Below are 13,959 nucleotides of genomic sequence, written 5' to 3'. Positions count from 1 at the left end.
AGGAGGGGCCGGGTGGCGGAGTGATCCGCCGCCCGGCCCCTCTCTGCGTCCTCCGTCGCCGTAGCAAAGCGCCACACGAGGCGCAAGGCACGGCGAATCCGGCCCGCCTGCCGAGCCCTCGCGGCTCAGCGGCTAGGCTCGGAGCAGTGTCAGGGGGCTCGTCCCGCTCGCACCGGCCGGAGCTCCGCGCTCCGTTGCACGACCGACCGACGCACGACAGACGCACGACAAGGAAGTGGGGCATCCCCGTGGCACGTATTGGCGAAAGCGCCGACCTGCTGAAGTGCTCCTTCTGCGGCAAGAGCCAGAAGCAGGTCCAGCAGCTCATCGCGGGACCGGGCGTCTACATCTGCGACGAGTGCGTCGAGCTCTGCAACGAGATCATCGAGGAGCGCCTCTCCGAGTCGAGCGAGGAGACGAGCCACGAGTTCGACCTCCCGAAGCCGAAGGAGATCTTCGGCTTCCTCGAGGAGTACGTGATCGGGCAGGAGCAGGCCAAGAAGGCCCTCGCCGTCGCCGTGTACAACCACTACAAGCGCGTGCGCGCCCGCAACACCATCACCGCCGCCGACGCGATCCACGACGAGGTCGAGATCGCCAAGAGCAACATCCTGCTCATCGGCCCCACGGGCTGCGGGAAGACCTACCTCGCCCAGACCCTCGCGAAGCGCCTCAACGTGCCCTTCGCCGTCGCGGACGCCACGGCCCTCACCGAGGCGGGCTACGTCGGCGAGGACGTCGAGAACATCCTCCTCAAGCTCATCCAGGCCGCCGACTACGACGTCAAGCGCGCCGAGACCGGCATCATCTACATCGACGAGGTCGACAAGATCGCGCGGAAGGCCGAGAACCCCTCGATCACGCGCGACGTCTCGGGCGAGGGAGTGCAGCAGGCGCTGCTCAAGATCCTCGAGGGCACCGTCGCCTCCGTGCCCCCGCAGGGCGGGCGGAAGCACCCGCACCAGGAGTTCATCCAGATCGACACGACGAACGTCCTCTTCATCGTCGCCGGCGCCTTCGCCGGACTGGAGGACATCATCTCGTCGCGGGCGGGCAAGCGCGGCATCGGCTTCGGCGCCCCGCTGCACAACAAGGAAGACGAGATCAACATCTTCAGCGAGGTCCTCCCGGAGGACCTGCACAAGTTCGGGCTGATCCCCGAGTTCATCGGGCGCCTCCCCGTCGTCACGACGGTCACGCAGCTCGACCAGGTCGCGCTCATGCAGATCCTCACCGAGCCGCGCAACGCGCTCGTGAAGCAGTACCAGCGGATGTTCGAGATCGACGGCGTCGAGCTCGAGTTCGACCGGGGCGCTCTCGAGGCCATCGCGGACCTGGCGGTCCTCCGTCAGACCGGCGCCCGCGGGCTGCGCGCGATCCTCGAGGAGGTGCTCGGCCCGATCATGTTCGAGGTGCCCTCCTCGGACGAGGTGGCGCGCGTCGTCGTCACCCGCGCCGCGGTGCTCGACAACGCGGCTCCGACGATCGTCCCCCACGCTCCCCGTCGCCAGGAGAAGAGCGCCTAGTCGCTCCCCGCCCCGCTCTGCCAGTTCACCGCGATTGGCCCGGCGGATCGTCGGGCGAGGCGCTGCCGCTTCCCTAACCTGGCGGAGCGTGCCGACGGCGCGTCCGGTCGCCTCGGTGCCGGTCGATCCCCCGGGAGGCTCCGCCATCGTCCAGCCGCTGCTCGCCGGGATCGTCGCCGCCCTGACCGGCTTCTCGAGCTCGTTCGCGATCGTGCTCGCCGGGGTGGTCGCGGTGGGCGCGACGGACGCACAGGCGGCCTCGGGCCTCCTCGCCGTCTGCGTGCTGCAGGGAGTCCTCTGCATCGCGCTGAGCATCCGCTACCGCGTGCCGATGACCTTCGCCTGGAGCACGCCGGGCGCCGCCCTGCTGGCCGCGACCGCGACGCTCCCCGGCGGCTTCGACCGCGCGGTCGGAGCGTTCCTGGTCGCCTCCGCTCTGCTGGTGGTCACCGGGCTGTGGCCGGCGCTCGGGAGGCTCGTCGCGCGCATCCCGCGGCCGCTCGCGAACGCCATGCTCGCGGGCATCCTGTTCCCGCTCGTCCTGGCGCCGGTGCGCGCGGCGGTCGAGATCCCCGCGCTCGCGCTGCCGGTGATCCTGCTCTGGCTGCTGCTCCTGCGGCTCCTGCCCCGCTGGGCGGTGCCGGCCGCGATCGCTCTGGCGATCGTGCTGCTGGTCGTGACGGACGGCGCGGCACTCGCCGGTGCACCGCTGCTCCCCGTGCCGCAGTTCGTCGCGCCGGTGTTCGAGATCGGAGCGATGGTCGGGATCGGCCTGCCGCTCTACGTGGTCACCATGGCGGGACAGAACATCCCGGGCATCGCGGTGCTGTCGAGCTTCGGCTTCGCGGCCCACTCGCGTCCCGGGATCGTCTCGACCGGCGCTCTCTCCGGGGTCTCGGCGGTCTTCGGCGGAGTGCCGATCAATTACGCTGCGCTCAGCGCCGCGCTGACCGCGGGTCCCGAAGCCTCGCCGCGGCCGGAGCAGCGCTGGGTCGCCTCGGTCTCGGCGGGCGTCTCCTACCTCGTGCTGGGCGTGTTCGCCGGAGCGGCCGCCGCGCTGGTGTCCTCCGCGAGCCCGCTGCTGATTGAGGCGGTCGCCGGTCTGGCGCTGCTGGGGGTGTTCGTGTCGGCGGTGCAGGCCGCTGTGGAGGACGCGCGGCTGCGGCTGCCGGCGGCGGCGACGCTCCTGGTCACCGCCTCCGGCACGACCATCGCGGGGATCGGCTCGGCGTTCTGGGGCCTGGTCGTGGGACTCGTCCTCCTCGCCTGGCTCGTCCCCCGGCGCCGCTAGAGGAGGCCGCGGCGCGCGAGCAGCGGCTCGGTCCGCGCATCCCGCCCGCGGAATGCGCGGAACGCCTCGAGCGGATCGCGGGAGCCGCCGAGCTCGAGCACCCCGCGGCGGAAGCGCTCGCCCGCCGAGCGGTCGAGGCCGCCGTTCTCCTCGAACCACTCGACCGTGTCCGCGTCAAGGATCTCGCTCCAGATGTAGGAGTAGTAGCCCGCGGAGTAGCCGCCGGAGAAGACGTGCGCGAAGTACGTGCTGCGGTAGCGGGGCGGCACGGCGGGAAGGAGGAGGCCCGCGCCGTCGAGCACGTCGCGCTCGAAGGCGGCCGCGTCGCGCGGCTCGACCGGGGCCGGCAGGGAGTGCCAGGCGAGGTCGAGCAGGGCGGACGCCAGGTACTCGCTCGTCGCGAAGCCCTCGCCCCACAGCGCGGACGCCTCGAGGCGCTCGACGGTCCCCGCGGGCAGGGCCTCGCCGGTCTCGACGTGGCGGGCGTACTCGGCGAGGAGCCCGGGGCGGCGCACCCACGTCTCGTTCACCTGGCTCGGGAACTCGACGAAGTCCCGGAACACCGCGGTACCGGCGAAGCGCGGATACCGCGTGCTCGCGAACAGGCCGTGCAGGGCGTGCCCGAACTCGTGGAAGAGCGTCTCCACCTCGTCGAGGCTGAGAAGGGCGGGCTCGCCCGCGCCCGGAGCCGACAGGTTCAGGTTGTTCACGACGACGGCGGAGTCGCCGAGCAGCGAGGTTCGGCTGGACAGGGAGTTCATCCACGCCCCGCCGCGCTTCGAGTCGCGGGTGAAGGGATCGAGCAGGAACAGGCCCAGCGGCGTCCCGTCCTCCTCGTGCACCTCGAACACGCGGACGTGCTCGCTGTAGCCGGCCAGGTCGCTCCGCTCCGAGAAGCGGACGCCGTAGAGACCGGTGGCGGCGGCGAACACGCCGTGCCGGAGCACCCGCTCCAGCTCGAAGAAGGGACGCAGTGCGCTGGAGTCGACGGAGTAGCTCTCCGACCGCACGCGCTCCTCGTAGTAGGCGCGATCCCACGCCTCGATCGTGAAGCGCGGCGCTCCGGCGGCGTCGTGCTCGGCGTCGGCGGAGGCCTGCATCCGCTCGAGCTCGATCCTCGCGTTCCGGGCGGCGGGAGCGGCGAGCTCGCGCAGCAGCGACAGGACGCGCTCCGGCGAGCCCGCGGTCTGGCCCGAGATCACGAACTCGGCATGCGAGGCCGCGCCCAGCAGAGTTGCGCGCTCGGCCCGCAGCGCGACGATCTGCTGCAGGGTCGCGGTGGTGTCGTGCGGCCCGCCTTCCGCACCGCGGCCGACAGAGGCGCGCAGGACGCGCTCGCGGACGCCGCGGTCGCGCAGACGCGCGAGCCAGGGGTGGCCGGAGTAGAGGGGCAGGGTGATCAGCCAGCCGTCGACGCCGCGGTCGGCGGCGGCGCGCGCGGCGGCCGAGACGTCGGACTCGTCGAGCCCGTCGAGGCCGGCGACGTCGTCGAGGAGGACGGCCCGGTCGTTCGACTCGGCGAGCAGGTCCTTCTCGAAGCGCGTGGTCAGGGTCGACAGCTGCTCGTTCAGCTCGCCGAGCCGTGCCTTCCCCGCGTCGTCGAGGAGCGCACCGGAGCGCTCGAACCCGGTGATCCTCCGTTCGAGGAGGTAGGCCGTCTCGGCGTCGAGGTCGAGGTTCGTCGACTGCTCGGCGAGAGCGCGGAGCCGGGCGAACAGGCGCGGGTGGAGGCTGATCGCATCGCTGTGGGCCGAGAGCAGCGGAGCGAGCTCGGCCTCCAGAGCGTCGGTGAGCGGAGTGCGGTCGGAGGCGGCGACGGTGAAGAAGACGGCGCTCACCCGGCGCAGCTCGCGGCCCGCCCGCTCGAGGGCGACGAGGGTGTTCTCGACGGTCGGCGGCTCGGAGGCGCCGGCGATCGCGTCGATCTCGGCGCGGTGCCGGCGGAGGGCCTCGAGGAACGCCGGGCGGTAGGCCTCGGGGTCGACGGCGGCGAAGTCGGGGAGCCCGTGGGGGAGTCCGCTCGGCTCGAGCAGGACGGCGACTGGATCGGGAGCGCTCATCCTGCGAGCCTAGAGCTCGAGCGCAGGAGAGGGCTCCGCTCAGGATCGCAGGACGCGCGCGCTCACCGGGATCGGGGACCGCGCCGCGAAGGGGCGTCAGCCCCAGTCGTCGTCGTCCTCGCCCTCCACGCGGCCCTGCGGCTGCGTGATGTGGGCAGCGTCCTCGTCGGGACGGTAGGTGATCGTCGTGCCGTCGTCGAGTTCGAGGACGGGCCTGCCCTCGAGCCAGGTGAGCGTCCAGCGCCAGTCGGCGGTCGCCGTGCCGGCCGCGGCGAGCTCGCCCTCGACGTCGCCGATGGCGGTGACGACGATCTCGGGGAGGGTCTGCGGCGGCACCTGGCCGACCGACCAGCGGGTTCCGAGCTGCATGGGAGGGGTCCTCTCGACGGTGGGGAGGGAGGCGGGACGGTTCCCGCCCCCCGGGAGCGGCGCTACGCCTCGGTCTCGAGCTCGATGCCGACCGCGAGGGCGTCGCCCTCGGCGAAGTCGAGCGTCGCGATCCTGCCGACGGCCGCGAGGTCTCCCGCGGCGAGTCGGAGAGACGCGACGAGCTCGGTGGGCGCCGTCACCAGGGCGGAGCGGACCGGCGTCTTCTGCGAGGCCTTCGCATCGGTCTTCGCGCGCCGGATGGCCGTGAGGACGGAGCTCGCCGCGGCCAGGACGGCGGGGTCGCCGGCCAGGCCCTCGACGGCCGGCCAGGGGCGCAGGTGCACCGAGTCGTCGTGCGACCATGACCAGGTCTCCTCCGTCGCGAACGGCAGGAACGGCGCGAAGAGGCGCTGGAGGACGTCGAGCGCCCGGTGCAGGGCGGCCGCGGCGGACGCGCCGTCCTCGCTGTACGCGCGCTCCTTCACCAGCTCCAGGTAGTCGTCGCAGAACGTCCAGAAGAACGCCTCCGTCGTCTCGAGGGCGCGGGCGTGGTCGTAGTTCTCGAGCGCCGTCGTCGCGTCGGCGACCACGGCGTCGAGGGTGGCCAGCATGCTGAGGTCGAGAGGGTCGGTGACCTCGGCGCCCTCGGCGAGAGGGAAGCCGTGGATGAACTTCGCCGCGTTGAGGATCTTGATCGCCAGTCGGCGGCCGATCTTGATCTGCGTCGGGTTCTGCGGGTCGAAGGCCGCGTCAGTGCCCAGGCGCGAGGAGGCGGCCCAGTAGCGGACCGCGTCCGAGCCGTGCTGCTCGAGCATCGCGGCGGGAGTGACCACGTTGCCCTTCGACTTCGACATCTTCTTGCGGTCGGGGTCGACGATGAAGCCGGAGACGGTCGCCGTGCTCCACGGGGCGCGGCCGTCCTCGAGCTGCGAGCGCAGGAGGGTCGAGAAGAGCCAGGTGCGGATGATGTCCTGGCCCTGCGGGCGCAGGTCGTAGGGAGCGACCAGCTGCCAGAGCTCGTCGTCCCGCTCCCAGCCGCCCGCGAGCTGCGGGGTCAGCGAGGAGGTCGCCCAGGTGTCCATCACGTCGAGCTCGCCCTGGAAGCCGCCCGCCGCTCCGCGCTGGTCCTCCGTGTAGCCGGGGGCCGGGTCGCTGGAGGGATCCACCGGCAGCGCCGCCTCGTCCGGCACGATCGGGGAGTCGAAGACGGGGTTGCCGTCGCCGTCGAGCGGGTACCACACCGGGATCGGCACGCCGAAGAAGCGCTGGCGCGAGATCAGCCAGTCGCCGGAGAGGCCGTTCACCCAGTTCTCGTAGCGGACGCGCATGAACTCCGGCACGAAGCGCACGTCGCGGCCGAGCTCCAGCAGGCGCTCCTTGAGCACCGCGTCGCGAGCGCCGTTGCCGATGTACCACTGGCGGGTCGACACGATCTCGAGCGGCTTGTCGCCCTTCTCGAAGAACTTGACCTGGTGCGTGATGGGGCGCGGGTCGCCGACCATCTCGCCGGACTCCTTCAGCAGCGCCACGACGGCCTGCTTCGCGGAGAAGACGGTCTTGCCGGCGAGCTGCTCGTAGGCGGCGCGGCCCGCGTCGCTCGTGATCGCGGCGGGAGCCTCCGAGATCAGGCGGCCGTCGAAGCCGATGATCGCGCGGTTGGGCAGGTCGAGCTCGCGCCACCAGACCACGTCCGTGACGTCGCCGAAGGTGCAGATCATCGCGATGCCCGAGCCCTTGTCCTTCTGCGCGAGGTGGTGCGCGAGAACCGGGACCTCGACGTCGAAGAGCGGCGTGCGGACGGTGGTGCCGAACAGCGCCTGGTAGCGCTCGTCGTCGGGGTGCGCGACGAGGGCGACGCAGGCCGGCAGCAGCTCGGGACGGGTCGTCTCGATGAAGACGTCCTCGCCGCCGTCGCGGTGGAAGCCGAGGCGGTGGTAGGCGCCGGGCTGGTCCTTGTCCTCGAGCTCCGCCTGGGCGACGGCGGTCCGGAAGGTGATGTCCCAGAGCGTCGGGGCCTGCGCCTGGTAGGCCTCGCCGCGGGCGAGGTTGCGGAGGAAGGCGCGCTGCGAGGCGGCCTGCGACTCGTCGCCGATGGTCCGGTAGCTCTGCGACCAGTCGACGGACAGGCCGAGGGCCCGCCAGACGTCCTCGAACTGCTTCTCGTCCTCGACGGTGAGGCGCTCGCACAGCTCGACGAAGTTGCGGCGCGAGATCGGCTTCTGGTCGGCGGCCTTGCTGCTCTTGTTGTCGCCGCCCTCGAACGGAGGCGTGAAGCCGGGCTCGTAGGGGAGCGTCGGGTCGCAGCGCACACCGTAGTAGTTCTGCACGCGGCGCTCGGTGGGCAGGCCGTTGTCGTCCCAGCCCATCGGGTAGAAGACGCTCTTGCCGCGCATCCGCTGGAACCGCGCGACGACGTCGGTGTGCGTGTAGGAGAAGACGTGCCCGATGTGCAGCGACCCGGACGCGGTGGGCGGCGGGGTGTCGATCGAGTAGACGTCGGCGCGGGTGAGGCCGGTGCGGTCGAACCGGTAGGTCCCGTCGGTCTGCCAGCGGAGGCCCCACGTGCCCTCCAGGCCCTCGAGGGCGGGCTTCGCGGGGAGGCGGTCGGCGAGGGTCATGATGCTCCGGTTCGCTATGGGCGGCACCGTGTCGGTGGTGATGGTGCCTGGATGGGGGCTCCGGGGCGAGTCGCCCGCCGGCCGCGACGATTCTACCGGAGCGGCGGGAGCCGGGTCAGTCGACGACGGGGGCGAAGCCGGCGCGGACGGGCGCGAGCGCCTCGTCGAGGTAGGGCACGAGCTCGCCGCGGGTGGGGCCCGCCGCGGCCCAGGCCTGCACGGCCGCCACCGCGGCTCCGACGCTCGCGTAGGCGATGGCGCGGGAGAGGTGCGACGGCAGCGGGCGCGCGCTCCGCTCCTCCACGAAGCGGGCGATCACGGCCGCCTGCCGAGCGAGGCGGCCGAGGGCCGACGCCTGCAGCTCGTGGACGCTGCCGATCATCTCGGACTGGGTGAGCACCCACGGCACCGTCGCGGGTCCGAAGCCGGAGCCGATCGCGAGCAGCGCGTCGCCGAGCGCGTCCATCACCGGCGCCCCGGCCGCCGTCTCGGCCAGCGCCTCCGGGAGCTCGGCCAGCCGGTCGTCGACCAGGACCCAGAAGACGTCGCTCTTGGACTCGAAGTAGTTGAAGAAGGTGTTGCGCGAGACGCCCGCGCGCTGGGCGATCTGCTCGATCGTCGTGCCCGCGTAGCTCTGCTCGACGAAGAGGTCCAGAGCGGCGTCCTCGAGCATGGACCGCGACGACGCGCGGGGCCGACCGCGCTGCACTCCTCGCACCATGACCCGCTCCTGCTCCGCTTCCCCCGACGCGCTAGGATAGCGCCGGACGACTTCGACCCGGCCATCACCGGTGAGTCTCCGGAAGAACGGCGCCGGCTCCGGCCTGCGCCCAGTAGACCCGGACGGGTGCGGCCCGTGACAGCCGATCGAGTGGGAACGCGTCAGCGGGCACTCCTCCGGGAGCGACCGGCCGACCGGTCCAAGCGAGGTGGTACCGCGACCCGGCCCGGGGTCTGAGATCCGGGCGGGCCGTCCTCGTGCAGACCAGCAGCACTGCCAGGAGACCGCACGTGACCTACCCCCTGACCCCGCCCACCCCGCACGGAGCCGAGCCCGCCGAGGGCTCCGCGTTCGGCCGGGGCGTGTCCCCGTCGCCGCGCTTCCCCGAGATCGAGGAGCGCGTGCTCGCGTACTGGAAGGCGGACGACACCTTTAAGGAGTCGATCCGGCAGCGCGAGGGAGCGCCGGAGTGGGTCTTCTACGACGGCCCGCCGTTCGCCAACGGCCTGCCGCACTACGGGCACCTCCTCACCGGCTACGCCAAAGACGTCTTCCCCCGCTTCGAGACGATGCGCGGACGGCAGGTGCACCGCCGCTTCGGCTGGGACACCCACGGCCTGCCCGCCGAGCTCGAGGCGGAGCGGCAGCTCGGCATCACCGACAAGTCCCAGATCGAGGAGATGGGCGTCGCGGCCTTCAACGCCGCCGCGAAGGAGTCGGTGCTGCGCTACACCGGGGAGTGGCAGGACTACGTCACCCGCCAGGCGCGCTGGGTCGACTTCGACGACGACTACAAGACGCTCGACCCCACCTTCATGGAGTCGGTGATCTGGGCGTTCAAGCAGCTCTACGACAAAGGCCTCGCCTACGAGGGCCACCGCGTGCTGCCGTACTGCTGGCGCGACCAGACGCCGCTCTCGAACCACGAGCTGCGGATGGACGACGACGTCTACAAGATGCGCCAGGACCAGACGGTCACCGTCACCTTCCCGCTGGTCGGCGAGACGGCGGAGGCGCTCCAGCTGACGGCGGTCCGCGCTCTCGCGTGGACGACGACGCCGTGGACGCTGCCGACGAACCTCGCGCTCGCCGTCGGGCCCGACATCGAGTACGCCGTCGTCCCCGCCGGCCCGAACGGCGCGGCCGACGGCAGGGGCGAGCCCGAGGAGCGCGAGCTCTCGGCCGAGTACCTGCTCGCCATCGACCAGGTCGGCGCCTACGCGAAGGACCTCGGCTATCCGGACGCGGAGTCCGCCCTGGCAGCCGTCTCGCGCACCCACCGCGGCTCCGAGCTCGAGGGGATCAGCTACGACCGCCTCTGGGACCACTACGCGGACACCGAGGCCTGGGGCACGCAGAACGCGTGGCGCATCCTCGTCGCCGACTACGTGACCACCAGCGAGGGCACCGGCATCGTGCACCAGGCGCCCGCCTACGGCGAGGACGACCAGAAGGTCTGCGAGGCGGCGGGCATCCCCGTCATCATCTCGGTCGACGACGGCGGCCGCTTCCTGCCGCAGATCAGCGAGGTCGCCGGCCTCCAGGTCTTCGACGCGAACAAGCCCCTCACGCAGCTCCTGCGCGCGGGCCACCGGCTGCTCCGCCAGGCGAGCTACGAGCACTCGTACCCGCACTGCTGGCGCTGCCGCAACCCGCTGATCTACAAGGCGGTCTCGAGCTGGTTCGTCCGCGTCACCGCGATCCGCGACCGCATGGAGGAGCTCAACCAGGAGATCACCTGGGTCCCCGAGAACGTCAAGGACGGCCAGTTCGGCAAGTGGCTCTCGGGCGCGCGCGACTGGTCCATCAGCCGCAACCGCTACTTCGGCTCGCCGATCCCGGTGTGGAAGAGCGACGACCCGGAGTACCCGCGGATCGACGTCTACGGCTCGCTGGACGAGCTGGAGCGCGACTTCGGCGTGCGCCCGGACGACCTGCACCGGCCGTTCATCGACGAGCTGACCCGCCCGAACCCCGACGACCCGACCGGGCGCTCGACGATGCGCCGGATCAGCGACGTCCTCGACGTCTGGTTCGACTCCGGATCGATGCCCTTCGCCCAGGTGCACTACCCGTTCGAGAACGCCGACTGGTTCGACACCCACAACCCGGCGGACTTCATCGTCGAGTACATCGGGCAGACGCGCGGCTGGTTCTACACGCTGCACGTGCTCTCCACCGCGCTCTTCGACCGCCCGGCGTTCCGCAACGTGGTCAGCCACGGCATCGTGCTGGGCAACGACGGGCAGAAGATGTCCAAGTCGCTGCGCAACTACCCGGACGTGGCCGAGGTCTTCGACCGCGACGGCTCCGACGCCATGCGCTGGTTCCTGATGTCGAGCCCGGTCCTCCGGGGCGGCAACCTCGTCGTGACGGAGGAGGGCATCCGCGAGGGCGTCCGCCAGGTGCTGCTGCCGCTGTGGAGCACCTGGTACTTCTTCTCCCTCTACGCCAACGCCTCGGCGGGCGGCGGCTACGAGGCGACCAGGCGCACCGGCTCCGAGGACGTCCTCGACCGCTACCTGCTGGCCAAGACCCGCGATCTGGTCGAGACCGTGACCGGTCGGCTCGAGGCGCTGGACTCCACGCTCGCGGCCGCCGCGCTCCGCGACTTCAGCGACGTGCTCACGAACTGGTACGTGCGCCGCTCCCGCGACCGCTTCTGGCAGGGCGTCGACGAGGACGGCCGCGGATCGGAGGCGTTCGACACGCTCTACACGGTCCTCGAGACCGTGTGCCGCGTCGCCGCCCCGCTCCTGCCGCTCGTCACGGAGCAGATCTGGCAGGGCCTGACCGGCGGCCGCAGCGTCCACCTCACCGACTGGCCGGAGGCGGACGAGTTCCCCGCCGACCCGGCGCTCGTGCACGCGATGGACGCGGTCCGCGGCATCTCGTCCACCGCGCTCTCCCTCCGCAAGCAGGCCGGGCTCCGCGTCCGCCTGCCGCTCGCGCGCCTGACCGTGGTGGTCGCGGACGCCGCCGAGCTCGCGCCGTTCGAGGCGATCCTCCGCGACGAGCTGAACGTGAAGGAGGTGTCGCTGGTGCCGCTGATCGACTCCAGCGCCGCCGACTACGGCGTCACCTCCCGTCTCGCGGTCAACGCGCGCGCCGCCGGGCCCCGGCTCGGCAAGGGCGTGCAGACCGTGATCAGGGCCGCCAAGGCCGGCGACTGGAGCGAGACGGACGGCGTCGTCACCGCCGGCGGCGTCGAGCTGGTCGAGGGCGAGTACGAGCTCACGCTCGAGGTCGGCGGCTCGGCCGGCGACGACCGCGCCATCGCCCTGCTCCCGCGCGGGGGCTTCGTGCTCCTCGACACGGCGACCACCCCCGAGCTCGAAGCGGAGGGGCTCGCCCGCGACCTCATCCGCGCGGTGCAGGACGCCCGCAAGGCGGCCGGGTTCGAGGTCAGCGACCGGATCGTCCTGGAGGTCGTGCTCGACGAGCCGAGCCTGCGGGCGCTCGAGCCGCACGCGCTCTGGATCGCGGAGGAGACCCTCGCGACCGGCTGCGCGTTCACTCCGCTCACCACGGCTCTCGAGGGCGGCGAGGGCGCGATCGCCGTCGGCCCCGCGGGCACCGCCATCATCCGCGTCGAGAAGGTCGAGGCCGCCGATGTCTGATCCGTTCGAGACGGACGACGCCGACCGCGCGGCCGCCGACGCCGTCTACGCCGCGCTGCTGGATCGCCTGGGCGAGGCGAGCGTCCGCCCGCGCCTCGCTCCGACCCGGCGCGCCGTCGAGATCCTCGGCGACCCGCAGCGCGCCTACCCGGTGATCCAGATCGCCGGAACCAACGGCAAGACCTCGACCAGCCGGATGATCGAGAGCCTGCTGCGCGCTCACGGGCTGCGGGTGGGCCTGTTCACCAGTCCGCACCTCGAGCGCTTCAACGAGCGCATCGTCATCGACGGAGAGCCGATCTCGGACCGGAGCCTCGCCGACAACTGGCAGGACGTCGAGCCGTACCTGCGGATGACCGACGCCGAGCTGGCCGAGCAGGGCGAGGCGCCGCTGTCCTTCTTCGAGGCGATCACCGTCCTGGCCTACGCGGCCTTCGCCGACGCACCGGTCGATGTGGCCGTCGTCGAGGTGGGGATGGGCGGCGAGTGGGACTCGACGAACGTCGCCGACGCGCAGGTCGCCGTCTTCACGCCGATCGCCCTCGACCACACCGACCGCCTCGGCTCGACGATCGAGGAGATCGCGCGCACCAAGTCGGGCATCGTCAAGCCGCTCGCCTCGGTGGTCTCCGCGAGGCAGGTCCCGGAGGCGGAGGCGGTGCTGCGGCACGCGGCCGAGGCCACCGAGTCGACGATCGTCGTCGAGGGGGCGGAGTTCGACGTCGAGTCGACGACCGTCGCCGTCGGCGGCCAGGTCGTCACCGTCCGGGGACTCGTCACCACGTACGAGCAGCTGCTGCTGCCGTTCTTCGGCGACCACCAGGCCGAGAACGCCGCCGTGGCCGTCGCCGCGGTCGAGACCTTCCTGGGAGGCGGGACGCAGGAGCTCACCGGCGACGTCCTCGACGAGGGCTTCGCCGCCGCGACCTCCCCGGGCCGCCTGCAGCTCGTCGGACTCGCTCCGCGCACCGTCGTCGACGCGGCGCACAACCCGCACGGTGCCGCGTCCCTCGCCGCCGCTCTCGGGCGCTACTTCGACTTCGACCGCGTGACGGCCGTCCTCGGCGTGCTGGCCGAGAAGGACGCCGAGGGGATCCTCCGGGAGCTCCGGCCCGTGGTGGACGAGCTGATCGTGACCACGGCGCCGAGCGATCGGGCGATGCCCGCCGAGGAGCTCGCCGCGCTCGCCCGCACCGTGTTCCCGGAGGAGGCGGTCCGCGTCGCCGACGACCCGCTCGGTGCTCTGACGGCCGGACGCGTCCTCGCGGCGCGCACCGACAAGGGCGCTCTGCTGGTCACGGGCTCGATCACCCTCGTCGGCCGCACGATCACCGCGGCCCGCGACGAGAACTGGCTGGGCGCGTGAGGGCCGGACGCCCGCGGCGCTCGCGGACCGTCCGGGAGAGCCTCGGCTCGATCGTGCTCGGCTTCGAGGCGGTCATCGTCTTCCTCGCCACCCTGGTGGCCTTCGGGCTGAAGGCGGCCGACCCCGTGGTCGTGCTGGTCGGGGGAGCGGTGGTCTGCCTCGCGCTCGTCGCCACTCTGGGCCTGCTGAACCGGCCGGTCGGCTTCCGCATCGGCTGGGTGCTCCAGTTCGTTATCGTGGCCTCGGGCCTGCTGGTCCCGATCATGTACGTGATCGGCGCCGCCTTCGTGGCGCTGTGGACGTACTGCATGGTGACCGGCACCCGCCTCGACGCTCAGACGCGCCGGGCGGCGGAGCCCACCGACCCCACCGAAGGAGACCGCTGAAC

General features: G+C 72.1%; 9 protein-coding genes. 5 read left to right on the top strand and 4 right to left on the bottom strand.

Annotated features, from left to right (window positions below):
• The first annotated feature begins 248 nt into the window (after positions 1 to 248).
• On the top strand, positions 249 to 1,526 hold the full coding sequence (gene clpX / locus C5C59_RS05945; RefSeq protein ID WP_104223693.1) for an ATP-dependent Clp protease ATP-binding subunit ClpX: 1,278 nt from the start codon (positions 249 to 251) through the stop codon (positions 1,524 to 1,526).
• An 88-nt stretch (positions 1,527 to 1,614) separates the two neighbouring features.
• A complete protein-coding gene (locus tag C5C59_RS05940) occupies positions 1,615 to 2,817 on the top strand; it encodes a benzoate/H(+) symporter BenE family transporter (RefSeq protein WP_258062616.1) in 1,203 nt (400 codons plus the stop codon).
• Here C5C59_RS05940 and C5C59_RS05935 read toward each other — a convergent pair.
• The 4 genes from C5C59_RS05935 to C5C59_RS05920 form a co-directional block, all read right to left on the bottom strand.
• A complete protein-coding gene (locus tag C5C59_RS05935) occupies positions 2,814 to 4,877 on the bottom strand; it encodes a M3 family metallopeptidase (RefSeq protein ID WP_104238561.1) in 2,064 nt (687 codons plus the stop codon). The two genes, C5C59_RS05940 and C5C59_RS05935, sit on opposite strands and share 4 nt — an antisense overlap.
• A 96-nt stretch (positions 4,878 to 4,973) precedes the next feature.
• Positions 4,974 to 5,246, bottom strand: a complete 273-nt coding sequence (locus C5C59_RS05930) for a hypothetical protein (protein ID WP_104238562.1) — start codon at positions 5,244 to 5,246, stop codon at positions 4,974 to 4,976.
• A gap of 62 nt (positions 5,247 to 5,308) precedes the next feature.
• Positions 5,309 to 7,864, bottom strand: coding sequence for a valine--tRNA ligase (gene valS, locus C5C59_RS05925; protein ID WP_104251242.1), 2,556 nt, complete (start codon positions 7,862 to 7,864; stop codon positions 5,309 to 5,311).
• A gap of 115 nt (positions 7,865 to 7,979) precedes the next feature.
• Positions 7,980 to 8,585 carry a TetR/AcrR family transcriptional regulator gene (locus C5C59_RS05920; RefSeq protein ID WP_104239720.1) on the bottom strand — a complete coding sequence of 202 codons (606 nt, stop codon included), beginning with the start codon at positions 8,583 to 8,585 and terminating at the stop codon, positions 7,980 to 7,982.
• 290 nt (positions 8,586 to 8,875) lie between these two features.
• Between C5C59_RS05920 and ileS the strand changes: the two genes are divergently transcribed.
• The 3 genes from ileS to C5C59_RS05905 are packed head-to-tail and all read left to right on the top strand — an operon-like array spanning position 8,876 to position 13,957.
• On the top strand, positions 8,876 to 12,205 hold the full coding sequence (gene ileS, locus C5C59_RS05915) for an isoleucine--tRNA ligase (RefSeq protein ID WP_374953889.1): 3,330 nt from the start codon (positions 8,876 to 8,878) through the stop codon (positions 12,203 to 12,205).
• Entirely contained in the window at positions 12,198 to 13,571 is a 1,374-nt protein-coding gene (locus C5C59_RS05910; protein ID WP_104239188.1) for a folylpolyglutamate synthase/dihydrofolate synthase family protein, read from the top strand. Before ileS ends, C5C59_RS05910 begins: the two co-directional genes overlap by 8 nt.
• Positions 13,568 to 13,957 carry a DUF4233 domain-containing protein gene (locus C5C59_RS05905; RefSeq protein ID WP_104262805.1) on the top strand — a complete coding sequence of 130 codons (390 nt, stop codon included), beginning with the start codon at positions 13,568 to 13,570 and terminating at the stop codon, positions 13,955 to 13,957. Before C5C59_RS05910 ends, C5C59_RS05905 begins: the two co-directional genes overlap by 4 nt.
• Positions 13,958 to 13,959: the final 2 nt, after the last annotated feature.

The organism is Rathayibacter sp. AY1F4, from assembly GCF_002931775.1.
Lineage (GTDB): Bacteria > Actinomycetota > Actinomycetes > Actinomycetales > Microbacteriaceae > Rathayibacter.
The sequence above is the reverse complement of the archived record's forward strand: the minus strand, read 5'-3'. Positions and strand labels throughout refer to the sequence as shown.

Bases quoted from the DNA above. Each gene is read 5' to 3' on its own strand.
- valS (WP_104251242.1), bottom strand. From the start codon at position 7,864: ATGACCCTCGCCGACCGCCTCCCCGCGAAGCCCGCCCTCGAGGGCCTG.
- C5C59_RS05910 (WP_104239188.1), top strand. From the start codon at position 12,198: ATGTCTGATCCGTTCGAGACGGACGACGCCGACCGCGCGGCCGCCGAC.
- C5C59_RS05935 (WP_104238561.1), bottom strand. From the start codon at position 4,877: ATGAGCGCTCCCGATCCAGTCGCCGTCCTGCTCGAGCCGAGCGGACTC.
- C5C59_RS05920 (WP_104239720.1), bottom strand. From the start codon at position 8,585: ATGGTGCGAGGAGTGCAGCGCGGTCGGCCCCGCGCGTCGTCGCGGTCC.
- C5C59_RS05930 (WP_104238562.1), bottom strand. From the start codon at position 5,246: ATGCAGCTCGGAACCCGCTGGTCGGTCGGCCAGGTGCCGCCGCAGACC.